Annotated in this window: 18 protein-coding genes; all 18 read left to right on the top strand. The window is 39.4% G+C overall.

Features of this window, described 5'->3' with window-relative positions; translation table 11 throughout:
- Positions 1-101 precede the first annotated feature (101 nt).
- Entirely contained in the window at positions 102-854 is a 753-nt protein-coding gene (locus tag BCM40_RS10905) for an enoyl-CoA hydratase/isomerase family protein (RefSeq protein WP_197681393.1), read from the top strand.
- 188 nt (positions 855-1,042) lie between these two features.
- On the top strand, positions 1,043-2,392 hold the full coding sequence (locus BCM40_RS10900; RefSeq protein WP_065525906.1) for an acetyl-CoA carboxylase biotin carboxylase subunit: 1,350 nt from the start codon (positions 1,043-1,045) through the stop codon (positions 2,390-2,392).
- Positions 2,389-2,604 carry a biotin/lipoyl-containing protein gene (locus tag BCM40_RS10895; protein ID WP_038704331.1) on the top strand — a complete coding sequence of 72 codons (216 nt, stop codon included), beginning with the start codon at positions 2,389-2,391 and terminating at the stop codon, positions 2,602-2,604. The genes BCM40_RS10900 and BCM40_RS10895 overlap by 4 nt, the downstream gene beginning before the upstream one ends.
- Before the next feature lie 26 nt (positions 2,605-2,630).
- Complete coding sequence (locus BCM40_RS10890; protein WP_065525907.1) at positions 2,631-4,181, top strand: acyl-CoA carboxylase subunit beta; 1,551 nt, start codon at positions 2,631-2,633, stop codon at positions 4,179-4,181.
- Positions 4,182-4,262: 81 nt separating this feature from the next.
- A complete protein-coding gene (locus BCM40_RS10885; protein WP_065525908.1) occupies positions 4,263-5,126 on the top strand; it encodes a ketopantoate reductase family protein in 864 nt (287 codons plus the stop codon).
- Entirely contained in the window at positions 5,123-5,500 is a 378-nt protein-coding gene (locus BCM40_RS10880) for a DUF3397 domain-containing protein (RefSeq protein ID WP_065525909.1), read from the top strand. The genes BCM40_RS10885 and BCM40_RS10880 overlap by 4 nt, the downstream gene beginning before the upstream one ends.
- A gap of 76 nt (positions 5,501-5,576) precedes the next feature.
- Positions 5,577-7,196 carry a bacillithiol biosynthesis cysteine-adding enzyme BshC gene (bshC, locus tag BCM40_RS10875; RefSeq protein ID WP_065525910.1) on the top strand — a complete coding sequence of 540 codons (1,620 nt, stop codon included), beginning with the start codon at positions 5,577-5,579 and terminating at the stop codon, positions 7,194-7,196.
- Between the two features lie 146 nt (positions 7,197-7,342).
- A complete protein-coding gene (gene mraZ / locus BCM40_RS10870; RefSeq protein WP_008430731.1) occupies positions 7,343-7,774 on the top strand; it encodes a division/cell wall cluster transcriptional repressor MraZ in 432 nt (143 codons plus the stop codon).
- A gap of 20 nt (positions 7,775-7,794) precedes the next feature.
- Positions 7,795-8,733 carry a 16S rRNA (cytosine(1402)-N(4))-methyltransferase RsmH gene (rsmH, locus tag BCM40_RS10865; protein ID WP_008430733.1) on the top strand — a complete coding sequence of 313 codons (939 nt, stop codon included), beginning with the start codon at positions 7,795-7,797 and terminating at the stop codon, positions 8,731-8,733.
- Between the two features lie 12 nt (positions 8,734-8,745).
- A complete protein-coding gene (ftsL, locus tag BCM40_RS10860; RefSeq protein ID WP_065525911.1) occupies positions 8,746-9,108 on the top strand; it encodes a cell division protein FtsL in 363 nt (120 codons plus the stop codon).
- Positions 9,105-11,456, top strand: coding sequence for a penicillin-binding protein (locus tag BCM40_RS10855; protein WP_065525912.1), 2,352 nt, complete (start codon positions 9,105-9,107; stop codon positions 11,454-11,456). The genes ftsL and BCM40_RS10855 overlap by 4 nt, the downstream gene beginning before the upstream one ends.
- 24 nt (positions 11,457-11,480) lie before the next feature.
- On the top strand, positions 11,481-12,449 hold the full coding sequence (gene mraY / locus BCM40_RS10850) for a phospho-N-acetylmuramoyl-pentapeptide-transferase (protein WP_065525913.1): 969 nt from the start codon (positions 11,481-11,483) through the stop codon (positions 12,447-12,449).
- A complete protein-coding gene (gene murD / locus BCM40_RS10845) occupies positions 12,450-13,814 on the top strand; it encodes a UDP-N-acetylmuramoyl-L-alanine--D-glutamate ligase (RefSeq protein ID WP_065525914.1) in 1,365 nt (454 codons plus the stop codon).
- 19 nt (positions 13,815-13,833) lie between these two features.
- Complete coding sequence (locus BCM40_RS10840; protein ID WP_065525915.1) at positions 13,834-14,619, top strand: cell division protein FtsQ/DivIB; 786 nt, start codon at positions 13,834-13,836, stop codon at positions 14,617-14,619.
- Positions 14,597-15,322: a DUF881 domain-containing protein gene (locus BCM40_RS10835; RefSeq protein ID WP_065525916.1), complete on the top strand. Its 726-nt coding sequence runs from the start codon at positions 14,597-14,599 to the stop codon at positions 15,320-15,322. Before BCM40_RS10840 ends, BCM40_RS10835 begins: the two co-directional genes overlap by 23 nt.
- A gap of 16 nt (positions 15,323-15,338) precedes the next feature.
- Positions 15,339-16,055, top strand: a complete 717-nt coding sequence (locus tag BCM40_RS10830) for a DUF881 domain-containing protein (RefSeq protein ID WP_065525917.1) — start codon at positions 15,339-15,341, stop codon at positions 16,053-16,055.
- A gap of 2 nt (positions 16,056-16,057) precedes the next feature.
- Positions 16,058-16,420: a small basic family protein gene (locus tag BCM40_RS10825; RefSeq protein ID WP_008430746.1), complete on the top strand. Its 363-nt coding sequence runs from the start codon at positions 16,058-16,060 to the stop codon at positions 16,418-16,420.
- A 102-nt stretch (positions 16,421-16,522) separates the two neighbouring features.
- On the top strand, positions 16,523-17,806 hold the full coding sequence (gene ftsA, locus BCM40_RS10820; protein WP_065525918.1) for a cell division protein FtsA: 1,284 nt from the start codon (positions 16,523-16,525) through the stop codon (positions 17,804-17,806).
- The last annotated feature ends 30 nt before the right edge of the window (positions 17,807-17,836 follow it).

Raw genomic sequence — 17,836 nt, 5'->3', positions numbered from 1 at the left:
GCTGCTGAAAGGCTATTGAGAGGCCATGGCTCTCGATAGCCTTTTTCTCTATACATAAATAAGTAGATTTTTAAGGAAACCGGCAGAAAAGAGGGATTCTATTGTCTTATACGATAAACCTAATGGACGGCATTATGACATTTACCATAAACCGTCCTGAAATTCGCAACGCCATTAATAACGAAGTAACAGCAGGTCTTGAAGAACTGGTAGAAAAAGCGAAACATCCATCTGTTCGAATGGTCATCATTACCGCTACGGGGAAACAAGCGTTTTGCTCAGGTGGTGATTTGTCTGTATTTCATACCCTACGGACTGAACAAGAAGCGTATGGCATGTTAAAGCGAGTGAGTGACGTGCTATATTCGATCAAAACGCTACCTGTACCGGTTGTTGCCCTTGTGAATGGTGTAGCTGTCGGCGGAGGTTGTGAAATAGCTACAGCATGCGATTACAGGCTTGTATGGGATCATGTGAAATGTGGCTTTATCCAAGGGACGCTCGCTATTACAAGTGGCTGGGGTGGAGGAACGTATCTGTTAGAAACTTTGCAACATGATCAAGCATTAAAAATGCTCAGTGAGGCGAAAGTTTATACAGCAAACGAACTAAAAGATTTTGGATGGGCAACAGACATTATTCAAGAAGAGCGAGACATTGAAGTGTTTTTTGAACGCATGAAAAACATTCATCCAGATGTGCACCGCGCCTATAAAGAAATGGCTATTCGCAAATGGAAAAAAACGGATTTACAAGAACGCGTTGAACAAGAAGTTCGAAGATGTGCCATTCTATGGGAAAAAGACCCTCATCACGAAGCGGTGGATCGCTTTCTCAATAAACCGAAAAGCTGAAACCTTTCTTTAGGAAAGGTTTCTTTTTTTATGAGAATGAGCGGTAATTCACTAGTTCACTGTGGGCGTTTGAAAAACCAACCCTATTAAAATAACAAAATACAAGAAATATTTCAGCGAATAGTTGAAATCGCTTACAAAATTCGTATATGCTATAGAAGGGAGAAAACATAGGGGGTATTTCAAATATGAAAAAAATCCTAATCGCGAACCGAGGAGAGATTGCACGTCGAATTATTCGTACATGTAATCGCCTTGGAATCGAAACGGTTGCTATTCACTCTGAGGCTGATGGGGATCTGCCTTACGTTAGTGAAGCAACTCAAGCTGTACTGATCGGTCCAAACCCGGTCGTACAGTCTTATTTACAAGTTGACAAAATCATTGAAGAAGCAAAGAAACATGGAGTTGATGGAATTCATCCTGGATATGGCTTATTGTCCGAAAACGCCGATTTTGCTCGTAAAGTCGCAGAAGCTGGTATGACGTTTATCGGGCCTTCAAGTGATATTATTGAAAAAATGGGTGATAAAATTGAGTCGCGTAGAACGATGATTCAAGCAGGAGTACCCGTAGTTCCAGGTACAGAAGAAGGCGTGACGACGCTTGAAGAAGCTTTGCAAGAGGCCGAGGCAATCGGTTATCCACTTATGTTAAAAGCGAGTGCAGGTGGCGGTGGAATTGGCATGGTTCGTTGTGAAAGTGAGCAAGCGCTCACTCAACAGTTTGAATCGGTTAAAAATCGTGCTAAAGCTTATTTTGGTGACGATGTTGTTTACCTTGAAAAGTTTATTGCAGATGCAAGGCATATCGAAGTTCAAATTTTTGGAGATCACCATGGCAACCTTGTTCATTTATATGAACGAAATTGTTCTGTCCAGCGCCGCAATCAAAAAGTGATTGAAGAATCACCTTCACCGAATTTGCCACAAGAAGTACGTGAGCGACTTTGTGAAGCAGCGTTACAAGCTGGAAAAGCAGTGAACTATACAAATGCAGGCACTGTCGAATTTATCGTTGATGCTAATAATGAGTTTTATTTCTTGGAAATGAACACACGTCTGCAAGTTGAACACCCTGTAACAGAAGAAGTAACAGGACTTGATTTGGTTGAATGGCAGTTGACTGTCGCTGATGGAGGCGAGCTCCCAGCTCAAGACACGATACACACTCATGGCCATGCAATTGAATACCGCGTCTACGCGGAAGATCCTAAAACCTTTTTCCCATCACCTGGCAAGCTTGAAAAGCTTCAATGGGGTGAAGGGGCACGTATTGAAACGGGTTATGAAGAAGGCAATTTAGTCACACCTTTTTATGATCCAATGATTTCAAAAGTTATTATTCACGGAGCAGATCGTGACGAAGCATTATCGAAGTCACAAGCATTTTTTAATGATGTTACAATTAATGGTGTAAAAACCAATATTTCGTTATTCAAGGAATTTATTGGATCGGAACAATTTGTTTCAGGCGACTATGCTACAGCAGTATTGCCGCAATGGATGGGAAAAAAGAAGGAGGAACATACATTATGAAAGAACTAAAAGCGTCAATGGCAGGAACGGTATTAAACGTATTAGCAGCTGAAGGACAAGCAATTACACCGGGACAAGCTGTTTTAACAATCGAATCAATGAAAATGGAAATACCAGTAGAAGCTGAATTCGGTGGAACTGTAGAAAAAGTTCACGTTGAAGTTGGCGGTTTCGTTAATGAAGGCGATTTGTTGATCACAGTAGGCGAGTAATCGTTTTAAGCAAAGGGGACAGTGAAATGACAAAAACGACTGAAACAACAGGGTATAATGAACGTTTAGAACAAAAGCTTGCAAAAATTTTTGCTGGGGGGCAGCAAAAATATCACGACAAAATGAAAGAAAGCAATAAATTATTTGTCCGTGATCGGTTGAAATTATTATTCGATGATGAAAACTATGCAGAAGACGGACGTTTTGCTAATGTTGAAGCAAATGACCTTCCAGCGGATGGCGTGGTCACCGCTATTGGTAAAGTTAATGGTGAAACGGTTTGTGTAATGGCGAATGATTCTACTGTAAAAGCAGGATCATGGGGTTCGCGTACGGTTGAAAAGATCATCCGTATTCAAGAAACTGCAGAAAAAATGCAAGTGCCTATGCTCTACTTAGTAGATTCTGCTGGTGCACGTATTACCGATCAACTAGATATGTTCCCTAACCGACGTGGTGCAGGTAAAATATTCCATAATCAAGTAAGAATGTCTGGAATGGTGCCACAAGTATGTTTACTATTCGGTCCATCTGCTGCAGGGGGCGCATATATTCCTGCCTTTTGTGACATTGTGATTATGGTAGACGGCAACGCTTCGATGTACCTTGGTTCACCGCGCATGGCTGAAAAAGTTATTGGTGAAAAAGTGTCGCTTGAAGAAATGGGCGGAGCTCGCATGCATTGTACAGTGAGTGGTGTTGGTGATGTATTAGTTGCAACAGAAGAGGAAGCTATCTCAGAAGCACGTCGTTACTTAACAAACTTCCCAGCTAACTTTGCGATCAAGCCTGAAAAGATTGAAGCAAAAGCAGCAAAAGCGGGACGTTCACTTGAAGCAATCATTCCAGAAAACCAAAATGCACCTTTTGATATGTATGAATTGATTGATCAATTGGTTGATGAGGGCAGTTTTTTCGATATTAAAAAACTGTTCGCTGGGGAATTGATTACTGGGATTGCACGTATTGATGGACAAGTAGTGGGGATTCTTGCGAACCAGCCAAAAGTTAAAGGCGGCGTATTGTTTGGTGATTCAGCTGATAAAGGCGCGAAGTTTATCAACCTATGCGATGCTTTTTCAATTCCGTTATTGTTCCTAGCGGACGTTCCAGGATTTATGATTGGAACAAAAGTAGAGCGTGCTGGAATTATTCGTCACGGTGCGAAGTTTATCGCGGCAATGAGTTCTGCCACTGTACCCAAAATTTCGGTGATTGTCCGTAAAGCCTATGGTGCTGGATTATACGCGATGGCAGGCCCTGCCTTTGAGCCGGACGTCTGTATTGCGTTGCCGACAGCACAAATTGCAGTAATGGGTCCTGAGGCAGCTGTCAATGCTGTTTACTCTAACAAAATCGAAGCAATTGAAGATCCGAAAGAACGCCTTAAGTATGTTCAAGAAAAACATCAAGAGTATAAAGAAGAAATTGATATTTATCGCTTGGCTTCTGAACTGATTGTTGATGAAATAGTAGCACCGCATCAATTGCGTTCAGTGCTATCTCAGCGTTTGTCATTTTACGAAACAAAAGATTTACCATTGCCATATCGAAAACATCCGATTTATCCTGTATAATAGATTATTATTAGAAGTCTGCCTAATATGGGCAGGCTTCTTTTTTAAGAAAAAAACTGTGGCACTGTAAGGAGTGATTCCGTGAAATATGCAATTATCGGAGCTGGAGTCAGTGGATTGTTACCAGCTTATCTACTGAAAAAAGCGGGCCATGAAGTGCAAGTCATTACACAGCACGAAGAGCAAGCCGCGATAATTAACAAGCAAGGAATTATAAATGATGGAAATTGTCAAAAAGTAGCTGCCTATACAGACTTTGAGCAAATCGATGCGGAGGCTTTTGTTCTAGTGACGGTGAACTATGATGAATTACCACCGATATTGAGGTTGTTGAAAATTCGTCGCCCAAGCAACAAAATCATTTTTCTGCAACAAGGTATGCTTTTTTTAGAAAAAGCCACTGCATTATCACATCGCCATATCACTGCGGGTATAGTAGATACGGATTGCATCAAAGTAAAAGATACGGAAATTAGCTTTAGTAAATCGCCTCAATTTAGATTTGGGTTGATCAAAGGGCAGTCAGAAGAATTTCAACCGCTTCTTACAACCGATGCTTGGCAAAGTGAATGGGTTGAGGACATTGAAAAATCACTTTTTGAAAACGTATTACTCAGCAGTTTGATCGATCCTTTAACTGCCATGATGAAAATACGAAATGGTGAGCTAATTACTAACCCTCATGCTTATGAATTGTTCCGAAATTTATATAATGAATTGTATTTGGCATTTCCAGAAATTGAATGGTTGCAACCGATTGAAAATGTTGCAACAATGTGTGCAGCAGAACCCGAAAGAGTATCGAGGATGTTTGCTGACCGTTTAGCTAATGATCCAATGGAGGTCGACGGACTAATGGTGTATGTATTAAATCAATCAAAATTAGAGTTGCCTTTGTTTAAAGCTTTCTATCATTTATTGAAAACTGTTGAGGTAACTCAATGACAATTTTGTTTACAATTGCAACTGTATTTTTGTATATTCCTTTTCTTCTTTTTATTATTGTTTATCTCTTTTTGCTAAAAAGCAAAAAGCAAAAAGCATTGGTCTTAGCTTCAGACGTGACAACTTTTTTATTATTCTTTTCTGTCCCAGCCAGTGTAGAATTTCTTTGGGGTCTTTCCATTTCTGCATACATTTATTTCGTCGCTCTTGTATTAGCAATAATATTATTAGTCATCGAGTGGAGAAATACGAAAGAACTTGAAATTATCCCGTTTTTTCGTAAATTATGGAGAACTTACTTTTTGCTATTAGCTTCTCTGTATGCGCTTGTATGGATAGTAGGTCTTATTTCCATCATTGTTAAATCGATTTAGTAGGCGTATTTTTTTTCTTTGAGAGATGCGTTTGCTATAGTAGATTTTGAATGTAAACGGAAAAGGGGACTTTTTTATGAAAGTAGAGGAACAGTACGTTGAACCAGCCAGTAAATTGATGAGTGATTATATAAATGGCAAACCGGTACTTCGCCAGTATTTTTCATATGACCCACAACTAGCGTCATTTGAAAAACGATTGAAAAACCTACAAAATCATTCTGTTGATCGTTCGAAGCTTACAGGTATACTGCGTGATTATATGGGACGGGAAAAACTGTCTGAAATGACTCAACAGAATTTAGAAAATTTAGAAGCAGGTGCGCCTGTTGTAATTACTGGTCAACAAGCAGGTATTCTGACAGGACCACTCTATACGGTACATAAAGCGATATCTGTCATTATTCTTGCTAAACAAGCTTCTGAGCAACTCCGAACACCCGTAGTGCCAGTTTTTTGGATTGCTGGAGAAGATCATGATTTAGCTGAAGTTAGTCACCTTTATCGAGAAGTAAATGGTCGGATGGATAAATTGAATATCCCTTATGCTGAATACGGCAAAAACTCAGCTTCGTCAGCAAATCTTAATAAACCAAAAACGGCTTCTTTTTTAGAAGAATATTTCCGCAGCCTTCCAGAAACAGAACACTCGAAAGACATACAAAAACTAGCATTCGGTTTGTTGGAAAAATCTCGATCGTTCACAGACTTTTTCGCAGAACTTATTCATTATTTCTTTCAAGAAGAAGGGCTACTGTACATAGATGCTGCAGATAAAGCGTTTCGGAAATATGAGTCTCCTTATTTTGTAGAAATGATTAATCGTTCAGCTGATATCGCAAAAGTTGTAACGGTTGCTGAAAAGTCTCTTGTGAAAGATGGCTATAGTGCAGTAATTGAAGCAGAAGAAACTGCTGCAAATCTATTTATAAACGTTAAAGGAGAACGGCTGTTACTAGAACGTGAAGGTCCAGAGTTTGTAGCGAACAATGGCTCCATTCGTTTCACAAAACAGCAACTTCTAACTATTGCAGAAGAAACACCAGAGCTATTAAGCAATAATGTAGTGACGCGGCCGTTAATGCAGGAAATGGTTTTTCCAGTACTCGCTTTTGTTGGCGGCCCGGGCGAAATTGCTTATTGGGCAGCTTTAAAAGGTGCGTTTGAAATATTCGATATGGAATTACCGGTAATTATGCCTCGTTTAAGTTTGACGCTTGTAAACCGCAAAACGCAGCGTTTACTAAATAAGTACAAATTAGATTTTTCTTCTGTTGTTAACGAACATCAAATAGCGGCTATGAGAAACCGATTGATGGAGACGATTCGTGAACAAGAAGCGGAAGCGCTACTGGCAAACTTAGAACTTGAATTAGAAAAAAATTATGAGCAAATCAAACAACAATTCTCTTTAGTCAGTAAGGGATTAACGCCGATTGTGGAGAAGAATTTACAATTGCATGTTAAGCAACTAAAGTTCTTGAAAAACAAATTGCAAGATGAAGTAATACTTCAAAACAGCATTGAGTTCGAACATTACGCTGCCATTGAAAATGAACTATTACCTAATGGAGGTTTTCAAGAAAGAACATACTGTCCGTTTACTTATATGAATCAGTATGGAGTCGACCTTGTAAAAGATCTTTTAGCACTTCCGCTCTGTTATGACAAAAATCATAAAATTATTTATTTTTAAGTTGAAAAGCCTGCTTATGCAGGCTTTTTTTATGTCAAAATAACTTGTTGAGATATTTTACTGTAACAAACATGAAATATTTCAAAAACAAGTGGTGACAAGTGGGGGATTGTGGTACATTTATTACAATAAGTGGGGTGAAGGATATGTTCATGGGCGAATATCAACATAGCGTTGATGCAAAAGGACGGTTAATCATACCGGCTAAATTCCGTGAACTCTTGGGAGATCATTTTGTGATTACTCGAGGTCTAGATCAGTGCTTATTTGGCTACACTATGGAAGAATGGCAGAAAATTGAAGAAAAGCTTAAAGAACTGCCGGTCACGAAAAAAGACGCACGTGCTTTTACACGCTTTTTTTTCTCAGGTGCCTCAGAAGTGGAACTTGATAAGCAAGGGCGCGTCAATATACCGACGACATTAATTTCTTACGCGAAACTTGAAAAAGAATGCATTATCTTAGGTGTGTCCAACCGTTTTGAAATATGGGCAAAAGATTCATGGGAAAGCTATTTTGCAGCATCCGAAGATTCCTTTAGTGAAATCGCGGAAAATTTAACTGATTTTGACTTTTAAAAGTGAACGGGGGGAATGGATTGTTCAATCACACCACGGTTTTACTGCATGAAACTGTCGATGGTCTGAACGTTCGTCCTGATGGCATATATGTTGATTGTACGCTGGGCGGAGCAGGACACAGCGAATATTTGGTTCAGCAATTATCTGACCAAGGTCATTTATATTGTTTCGATCAAGACGCAACGGCGATAGCTCATGCAAAAGAAAAACTACAAGAGTATTTACATAGAATTACATTTATCCATGCTAACTTTAAATTTTTAAAAGAAGAATTGGAAATGCATGGGGTAGAAAAAGTTGATGGCATTCTATATGACTTAGGCGTTTCTTCTCCACAATTGGATACACCAGAACGAGGATTTAGTTATCACAACGACGCACCTTTAGATATGCGAATGGACCAAAGTGCAGAACTAAGTGCTTATCACGTAGTAAATGAATGGTCTTTTGAAGATTTAGTAAGAATTTTTTATCGTTACGGCGAAGAGAAATTTTCAAAGCAAATTGCACGTAAAATCGAAGCGGCAAGAGAAAAGCAACCAATCGAAACTACGGGTCAGTTGGTGGAATGCATCAAAGATGGAATTCCTGCTTTTGCCCGTCGAAAAGGTGGACATCCTGCTAAAAGAGTATTCCAAGCCATTCGCATCGCAGTAAATGATGAATTAGGTGCAGCAGAAACATCTTTACAAGACGCCGTTAGCCTACTAGCAATTGGCGGAAGAATTAGTGTGATTACTTTCCATTCGTTAGAAGATCGACTTTGTAAAGCAATTTTTAAAGAAGCCTCTTCACTACCTGAATTGCCACCGAACTTACCGGTAATTCCTGATGGAATGGAACCAATTTTAAAGCTAATTACAAGAAAACCAATATTACCTTCTGAAGAAGAACTAGAACATAACAATCGATCACGCTCCGCTAAGTTGCGGATTGCAGAAAAAATAAACGAGTAAGGACGTGTTCAGATGGCACTGAATGCAAGAACAGAAGATTACATCCAACAGCCGGCCGCACCTCGAAATCCGAGCCAGCAACAATCGATTAGAAAAAAAGGCTTAATCACAAAAGGTGAAAAAATTCTGTATACAACTTTTGTAGCAGTCTGTATTATGTGTGCATTGCTGGTTTTGCAGAATCAAGCAACGATTCAAGCATCAACTCAAGAAATTCAAAAAATTGAACAATCAGTCAATGAAACAACGAAGCAAAATACAGATTTGTCCGTACAGGTAAGTGAACTGTCTTCATATGAGCGCATTTGGGCTAAAGCAAAAGAGCTTGGCCTTAAATTAAATGAGCAAAATGTAAAGGTAGTGCCTGGACAATGAAAAAAAAGTTTCGATTTCAAGGAGGAGCCTTTCTGCTATTTTTGTTATTCGCAGGGCTCTTTTTCCTTTTATTGGCGAGAATTGTAACCATACAAGCCACGGGGAAAGTGGAAGGACAAGAACTAGCTGCTAAAGCTGCAGCGAAATACAATCAAGAAGAAGTGTTGACAGCTGAGCGTGGACGCATTGTCGATCGCAATGGGGAAGTGATAGCTGAAGATACACTAACTTATAAACTAGTGGCAGTACTCGATGAATCAGTTACTCAGAAAGCTAGTGATCCACAGCATGTTGTAGATGTTGAAGAAACCGCTAAGAAATTAGCGGGATATTTGAATGCTCCTGAAGAAAAAATTCTAGAAATTTTAAAAAATGGTGTCGAAAAAGACCGTTATCAAGTAGAGTTCGGTTCTGCAGGTCGTGAAATTAGTCACACGCAGATGCTTGCAATGAAAGAAGAAGACATTCCAGGCTTATTATTTGTTCGAGATTTAAAACGATTATATCCTAATGGCGTTTTTGCTTCTCATTTAATCGGCTATGCGATGAAAGAAGAGCTAGAAAATGGAGAAACAAAAACAACGGGAAGAATGGGTCTCGAATCGATTCACAATGATGTATTAACAGGGAAAAATGGCAAAATGGAGTTTGATACAGATAAATGGGGCTTCTTACTGCCGAACAATGAATCTGCAATTACCCCAGCAGTAAATGGAGCAGATGTTCAACTCACATTGGACAAAACGTTGCAGAATTTCTTAGAAGATGCGATGACAGGTGTACAAGAAGAATACGACCCAACACGCATGATTGCGGTTATTGCAGATCCTAAGACTGGTGAAATTTTAGCAATGTCTCAACGCCCAACATTTAATCCGAATACGCGAGAAGGATTATCCGATAACTGGCTAAATGAAAGCATCGAATTAACGATTGAACCCGGTTCACCTATGAAGATGTTCACATTAGCTGCTGCTATTGAAGAAGGTAAATGGGATCCCAATGCTTCTTACAAATCGGGTACATATACTTTACTGGATAGCAAAATCGGAGATCATAACAGTGGTCGTGGCTGGGGAACAATTTCGTTTTTAGAAGGCTTCCAGCGCTCATCGAACGTTTCGATGGCGTATTTACTAGAACGTCTTGGAGCAGATACTTTCATGAACTATGTAGATGCTTTTGGATTCGGGGAACAAACAGGCATCGACTTGCCAAAAGAAGCATCAGGTAAAATCTTGAACCAATGGCCAATTAATAAGTTAACGACTGCATACGGTCAAGGTTCTACAGTTACGCCTATTCAAATGATTCAAGCGGCGTCTGCTATTGCCAATGACGGAGTTATGATGAAACCGTATGTGATCGATCAAATCAAAAATTCCGACACAGGAAAAGTAACGGTTAAAAGCGAACCACAAGAAGCAGGACAGCCGATTTCAGCTGAAACTGCAAATCAAGTTAAAGAAGTATTGGCTTCAACTGTTACATCTGAAGTAGGCTCAGCGCGAGGTTTTGCATTAAAAGATTATACAGTTGCCGGAAAAACGGGAACAGCTCAAGTACCAAGAGAAGGTGGCGGCTATTTAACAGGTAGAAATAATTACTTGTTCTCCTTTTTAGGGATGGCTCCTGCAGATGATCCGGAATTGCTTATCTACATTGGTGTTCAACAACCTAATGTGCCAACTAACGAGTATGGTTCAGTACCGGTAGCGAAAATCTTTACTTCCGTAATGGAAAATAGTTTGAAGTATTTGAACATCGAACCAGAAAATATGGCGGAAGCCGCTACAGTGCCAATGGAAGAATATACGGGTAAAACAGTGACACAAGCGACTAAAGCTTTGCAGGAGTTAGGTATTGAAGTTGAGGTAATAGGGAATACCGAAGAAATTATCTCTCAGTACCCAGAAGCAAGTAATGCTGTCTTAAAAGGTGGTCGTGTGATCCTGAAAACAGCTGGAGACACAACGCTACCTGATTTTACTGGATGGTCTAAGAGAGAACTGCTTGCTTATCAAGCTTTAAGTGGTTTAGCACTAGAGATTGCTGGCCAAGGCTATGCGATGACACAAAGCGTTGAAGCAGGACAGCTTGTCGTAGGGAGCGATCCCGTAATTATTGAACTTTATCCACCTGAGATTTTTTATCCTGCTCAAGCAAAAGAGCAAGAAGAAAATCTAGAAGAAGATCAAATTCCGCCTGAACAAGAAGTGTTAGAAGACACGGGTTCTGAAACCATAGTAGAAGAAGCGGAAAATGAAGTCCCAATAGAACCAGAAACACAACCAAATACAGAAGCACAAGAGAATACAGAATCACAAACAGACGAATCTACTGAGTAGTCTTGTGTTTAAAGGAGTATACAAATGAGTATTTTTACATTAATGAGCCTCGGAATCACTTTGTTACTAACGGTTATCCTAATGCCGGTATTTATCCCATTGTTAAAAAGGATGAAATTTGGACAAAGCATTCGAGAAGAAGGACCTGAATCACATATGAAGAAAACAGGCACTCCCACTATGGGAGGACTTGTTTTCTTAATCGCTATAATTATTACGGTGTTAATAGTTGCTTTTATCGCTGGATTATTAACTGCTAAAGTATGGATTTTACTTTTGGTACTTTTCGGTTATGGATTGATTGGCTTTTTGGATGACTTTATCAAAGTAGTATTAAAAAGAAATCTTGGGTTAACGTCTTTACAAAAGTTAATCGCTCAAATCATTATCGCTGTCGTATCATTCTTTGTGTTAAGTGGTAGTGACTTCGAGACAGGGGTCGATATCCCCTTTACAAACATTTCCATTGAGTTATCATGGCTATATGTGTTCTTTATCATCTTCTGGCTAGTTGGATTTTCCAACGCGGTTAATTTAACTGATGGTCTCGATGGTTTAGTAGCAGGAACGGCGTCTATTGCTTATGCAGCATTTGGAGTGTTAGCCATTTATCAAGGTGAAATGGCAATTGCAATTTTCACTTTCTCCGTAACTGGGGGCTTGTTAGGATTCTTGATTTTCAATAAATACCCTGCAAAAGTTTTCATGGGGGATACAGGATCATTAGCACTAGGTGGCGCATTAGCAATGGTTTCGATTTTGCTGAAGCAAGAATTATTATTGCTATTAATCGGACTTGTGTTCGTTCTCGAAACAGCTTCGGTAATTTTACAAGTGGGTAGTTTTAAATTGCGTCAAAAACGAATTTTTAAAATGAGTCCTATTCATCATCATTTTGAATTGAGCGGATGGTCGGAATGGAAAGTAGTTATTGTATTCTGGTCAGTCGGTCTTATCAGTGCGGCAATTGCCGTCTTTTTGGAGGTAATGTAAATGAAAGAAGTTCCACAATTATATCAAAAGAAAGTTTTGGTTTTGGGATTAGCGAAAAGCGGATTTACAGCGGCCCGAATTTTAAATAAGTTAGGTGCGTTTGTAACGGTCAATGATTCCAAACCTTTTGAAGAAAATCCGGAAGCTCAAGAATTATTAAATATGGGCGTTACCGTTATTTGCGGTAGACATCCAGAAGACCTTCTAGAAGAAGGATTTGAATTGGTTGTAAAAAACCCGGGTATTCCTTATACAAATATTTTAATTCAATCTGCTATGCAAAAGAAAATTCCAGTATGGACCGAAATTGAGTTGGCTTATTTGATCAGTGAAGCACCATTTATAGGAATCACTGGTTCGAATGGTAAAACAACAACAACTACGTTGTTGTTCCATATGTTAAACCAAGACAATAAAAATCCGTTAATCGCTGGAAATATCGGCACAGTGGCAAGTGGCGTTGCGGAAAAAGCAAAACCCGAAAATGTCATCGTAACCGAACTATCTTCTTTCCAATTAAAAGGAACGGTTGCATTCCGACCAACAATTGCCATTATTACGAATATTTATGAAGCGCATTTGGATTATCATGGATCAATTGAAGATTATCGTGCTTCAAAAATGAAGCTCACATCAAACCAAACAGCGGATGATTATTTTATTTACAATGCTGATCAACCACTGCTAGTAGAGCACGCAAAAAAATGCAAAGCGAAATTGGTGCCTTTTACATTGAAAGGACGTACTGAAGAAAGTGTCAGTGCAGACGATAACTATGTGTATTGGCAAGGTGAGAAGCTAATTGAACGTTCGAAAATCATGTTAGCGGGCCAACACAATTTAGAGAACATTTTAGCTGCGACTGCAGCAACCTTAATTCAAGGTGGAACTGAAGAAACAATTATTCGCGTTCTTACGTCATTTACAGGCGTAAAGCACCGTTCTCAATTTATTAAAGAATGGCAAGGTCGTAAATTTTATAACGATTCAAAAGCCACCAATGCTTTGGCTACTAAAAGTGCATTAGAGGCATTTCCAGAGAATATTATTTTATTGGCTGGTGGCTTAGAGCGTAATCATTCATTAGACGAAATTCGTCCGTTTATGGACCGCGTCAAAGCATTGGTGACTTTTGGAGAGACAGCACAACGATTTACTACATTTGCAGAAGAAAGCGGAGTGCAGACCATTATACAAGCAGGTAAAATGGATGATGCGGTCCAAAAAGCGATTCAAGCGTCAGCAGATGGAGATACCATCTTATTGTCACCCGCGTGTGCAAGCTGGGACCAGTACGATAGTTTTGAGATCCGGGGAGATGCTTTTATTTCCGCCGTCCACCAATTGACGGAAGCGAACGACTAAAAGATAAGGGGCAGCAATTATGGACAAAGTGATTGACATCGAAGAACGCATCCCATCGCTCCGCGATCGACGGAAGAAAAGAACCAATCGCAAGTTCGTGGCGCTGTTGCTCATTTTTCTCACTTTGCTTGCCGTACTTTTATACAGCCAGTCGAAGTACAGTGAAATCCAGACCATCACTATAGAAGGTGCTGTTCTTTTTAATCAGAAAAGCTATCAGGCAGCAAGTGGATTAGCGGTCGGAGATTCAATGTGGTCTTTCGATACACGAGCTGTTGCGCAACAACTAGAAAAGTTGGAATGGGTAGAGAAAGCATCGGTCAAAAGAAATTGGTTGACCGGTGTGAAAATTGATTTGAAAGAATATGTTCAAATGGGATATTTAGACCGGGGCAACAGCTATCAAATAGTCTTATCCAATAATCTGGCACTTAAACAGCCAGTTACGATTATCGATGGTCCAATTTACTCGAATTTTGATGACGAGAAAAAAAGAGAGAAATTAATCGATCAATTAGCGGATATTAATCCCGAAGTATTGCAATTGATATCACAAATTATTTTAGATTCCAAAGAAAAAGATGCGGATTTTGTTACATTGTACATGAATGATGGAAACGAAATTCATGGAATACTAAGCACATTGGCTGAGAAAATTAATTATTATCCATCTGTTATCTCACAATTAGAAGAAGATCAAAAAGGCGTAATTGATATGGAAGTCGGAATTTATTTCCGCTCTTATGCAGATGCTTATGGTTTTGCAGAGGAGGTTTCAGAAGATGAAAACGCCGAAGAGGAATAATCGCAAAAATTTCAGCAAATCAATTGTTTTTTCATTGGTATTTTTAGTTCTCGGATTTATTATGGCCTATTCCTATAGTCTATCTAACACTAATAAAGAGTCGGAAGGCTATACAGGTGGGGCCTTTTTTGAACAAGAAGAACGGTACCGAAAAGAGCTAATCAACCAGCAAGAGCGCAATAAAGCTTTACGTGATGAGTTGCAAGAAAAGCAAAGTGAAGTTCAGGAGTATGAAAAATCCTTTGCGGACGGAGAAAACCGCTATACGGAATATGCGAAAGAAGCAGAAGAACTCCGAAGATATCTTGGTCTCGTGCCGGTTCAAGGAAACGGCTTAAAAGTAACGCTGCAAGATGGTGATTACAATCCTAACTCAGTGAACCCAAATGATTATATTGTTCATGAGAGTCATGTTTTTCAAGTGATTAACGAATTGTATATTTCAGGTGCAGAAGCAATCTCTATTAACGGTCAGCGCATTCATGGCAATTCTTATATTGTTTGTACCGGACCTGTTATAACGGTGGATGGCGTGCAATATCCAGCTCCTTTTGTCATTGAAGCAATTGGGGAACCGGAAGTATTGTCTTCGTCCATGAGATTATCTGGCGGAATTATGGATCAATTAGTTAATGACAATATTATCGTTACATTGGACGAGGGGTTAATCATTAAAATGCCTGCTTTACTTACGGAATCATGAGTAAGGAGGAAATTTTGTGAAGAAGAAGATTTTTACTCGATTTACGGCGATTATGTTTTTAATTGGGTTAATGACCGCTGTACAATACAACACAATCAACGAACCTGACAGACGCGATACACGAGATGTATGGGAAGTAAGACAAGAGTTATCTAGAGAAAAAAAGATGCACTCACAATTGTTATCTGAAATAGGTACTCTGGATGAAACTTTAAACAAATACGATGCCGCGGCAGATGAAAGTCCTGAACAAGCGCTACGAGAAACCGCGGGTGAATTACGAAATGCGGTTGGTTTAACTGAAACGACAGGTCCTGGAATCGAAGTTTTTGTTGAGCCTTCGATGGAAGCGGTTGCGTTAGGATTAGAAATCGAAGGGATTTCACCAGATTTGCTTATTCGGCTTGTCAATGAAATCAACCGCTACGACGCTCTTTATGTATCAATAGACGGTAAGCGAATTATTAATACGACTTCTATACGAGACATTAACGGAGAAACGTCGGTAAATGGAAAACCGGTTGAAACGCCACCGTTTTCTATAAAAATTATTTCTAAGTCGATGAAAGACTCGGAAAAGCTGTATAATCATATATTGGCGTCACGTATTTTAGATGACTTTTATATCGATAATATGTCACTGACAGTTTCAGCGCCTCAAAGTGATATGGTGATCCAAGCATATGATGGTACGATAGACACCAAATATTTACAGGCAATAGAGGGGGAATAGCGATGTGGCTATCCATTTTAGGTTTATTACTCGGTATTTCGCTTGGTCTTCTGACGGATATGCAAATCCCTCCAGAATATGCCAATTACTTATCCATAGCCGTATTGGCATCTCTTGATACACTTTTTGGTGGAATACGTGCTCATTTACAACAAGTGTATGACGATAAAGTATTTGTGTCAGGATTCTTTTTCAATATTGCACTAGCAGCTGGGCTTGCTTTTCTCGGCGTTCACTTGGGCGTGGATTTGTACTTAGCGGCAATTTTCGCATTCGGTGTTCGACTATTTCAAAATATAGCCGTAATTCGACGCATTATTTTAGCGAAATGGGCGGAAAAAAAAGAAGTTAGAGAAACAATTTGAATAATTCAAGGAAATTTATTTAAGTTTTGCGATTTTCTTAGACAAGGTGCACGATATGCAATAGAATATAAGTACAGCAGTTTAATAAGGAGGTGCCACGAATTGAGTCAATCAGAATTATATGTAAGTCTAGATATCGGTTCGTCATCCGTTAAAGTTTTAATCGGAGAAATGGCTAACAAGTCATTGAACGTAATCGGTGTCGGAAATGTAAAATCTAATGGAATTAAAAAAGGTGCGATTGTTGACATAGATGCAACGGTGCAGTCCATTAAAAAAGCTGTCGATCAGGCAGAACGAATGATCGGCAAATCGATTCACGAAGTGGTATTAGGAATTCCAGCAAATAAGGCCGTGTTACAACCTGTTAAAGGAATTGTAGCGGTAAATAGTGAGAATCGTGAAATTACTGATGAAGACTTGGATCGAGTATTAGAAGCGGCACAAGTTATGTCGATTCCGCCAGAGAGAGAACTCGTAAACATCATTCCTGAACAATACATTGTGGACCATCTTGGTGAAATTAAAGATCCACGAGGCATGATTGGTATCCGCCTTGAAATGGATGGTACAATGGTGACAACTTCAAAAACAATATTGCACAACGTACTTCGCTGCGTAGAAAGAGCAGGACTTGAAATTCGTGATATTTATGTTCAGCCGCTTGCAGCAGGAAGTTATGCATTAACTGAAGATGAGAAAAATCATGGCACAGCGTGTATCGATATCGGTGGAGGATCTACTTCTATTTCCATCTTCCAAGAAGGCCACTTGACTGCTTCTTCCGTAATACCGGTTGGAGGAGACCACGTTACAAAAGATTTGTCCATTATTTTAAAGACACCGACAGATCAAGCTGAAAAAATCAAACTTGAACATGGTCATGCGTTTTTCGAAGATGCTTCAGAAGATGAAGTTTTTGAAGTACCAGTTATTGGATCTGATTCTACAGAACAATATAATCAAAAATACATATCTGAAATAATCGGAGTTCGCCTGGAAGAACTTTTCGAACTGATTTTAGATGAGTTTTATCGCTTGGGCGTTCAAGACTTGCCAGGAGGAGTCGTTTTAACAGGCGGCATGGCTAAATTGGATGGATTGCCAGAACTTGCACGCAATATTCTGCAAACTCGCGTTCGTCTATTTACACCAGAATTTATTGGCGTTCGTGAACCACAATACACGACAGCAGTTGGCTTAATTCAATATGCTTATATGGAAGATGTCTTTTATGGCCGTATTGGAAATGGTGGAGCTGTAGCGGGCGCTGCAAAAGTTGAGCATCAAGAAGTGCAACAACCTAAAAAGCCGAAGCAGCCAAAGCAAAATTCAGAAGGTGTCGTAACAAAAGCCAAAAAGATGTTTGATCGATTCTTTGAATAAAATCAATGTTGCATCTAGCTTGCAACTATA

It is taken from the genome of Planococcus donghaensis, from assembly GCF_001687665.2.
Lineage (GTDB): Bacteria > Bacillota > Bacilli > Bacillales_A > Planococcaceae > Planococcus > Planococcus donghaensis.
The sequence above is the reverse complement of the archived record's forward strand: the minus strand, read 5'-3'. Positions and strand labels throughout refer to the sequence as shown.

Bases quoted from the DNA above. Each gene is read 5' to 3' on its own strand.
- BCM40_RS10900 (WP_065525906.1), top strand. From the start codon at position 1,043: ATGAAAAAAATCCTAATCGCGAACCGAGGAGAGATTGCACGTCGAATT.
- BCM40_RS10895 (WP_038704331.1), top strand. From the start codon at position 2,389: ATGAAAGAACTAAAAGCGTCAATGGCAGGAACGGTATTAAACGTATTA.
- BCM40_RS10890 (WP_065525907.1), top strand. From the start codon at position 2,631: ATGACAAAAACGACTGAAACAACAGGGTATAATGAACGTTTAGAACAA.
- BCM40_RS10880 (WP_065525909.1), top strand. From the start codon at position 5,123: ATGACAATTTTGTTTACAATTGCAACTGTATTTTTGTATATTCCTTTT.
- bshC (WP_065525910.1), top strand. From the start codon at position 5,577: ATGAAAGTAGAGGAACAGTACGTTGAACCAGCCAGTAAATTGATGAGT.
- mraZ (WP_008430731.1), top strand. From the start codon at position 7,343: ATGTTCATGGGCGAATATCAACATAGCGTTGATGCAAAAGGACGGTTA.
- ftsL (WP_065525911.1), top strand. From the start codon at position 8,746: ATGGCACTGAATGCAAGAACAGAAGATTACATCCAACAGCCGGCCGCA.
- BCM40_RS10855 (WP_065525912.1), top strand. From the start codon at position 9,105: ATGAAAAAAAAGTTTCGATTTCAAGGAGGAGCCTTTCTGCTATTTTTG.
- mraY (WP_065525913.1), top strand. From the start codon at position 11,481: ATGAGTATTTTTACATTAATGAGCCTCGGAATCACTTTGTTACTAACG.
- murD (WP_065525914.1), top strand. From the start codon at position 12,450: ATGAAAGAAGTTCCACAATTATATCAAAAGAAAGTTTTGGTTTTGGGA.
- BCM40_RS10840 (WP_065525915.1), top strand. From the start codon at position 13,834: ATGGACAAAGTGATTGACATCGAAGAACGCATCCCATCGCTCCGCGAT.
- BCM40_RS10835 (WP_065525916.1), top strand. From the start codon at position 14,597: ATGAAAACGCCGAAGAGGAATAATCGCAAAAATTTCAGCAAATCAATT.
- BCM40_RS10825 (WP_008430746.1), top strand. From the start codon at position 16,058: ATGTGGCTATCCATTTTAGGTTTATTACTCGGTATTTCGCTTGGTCTT.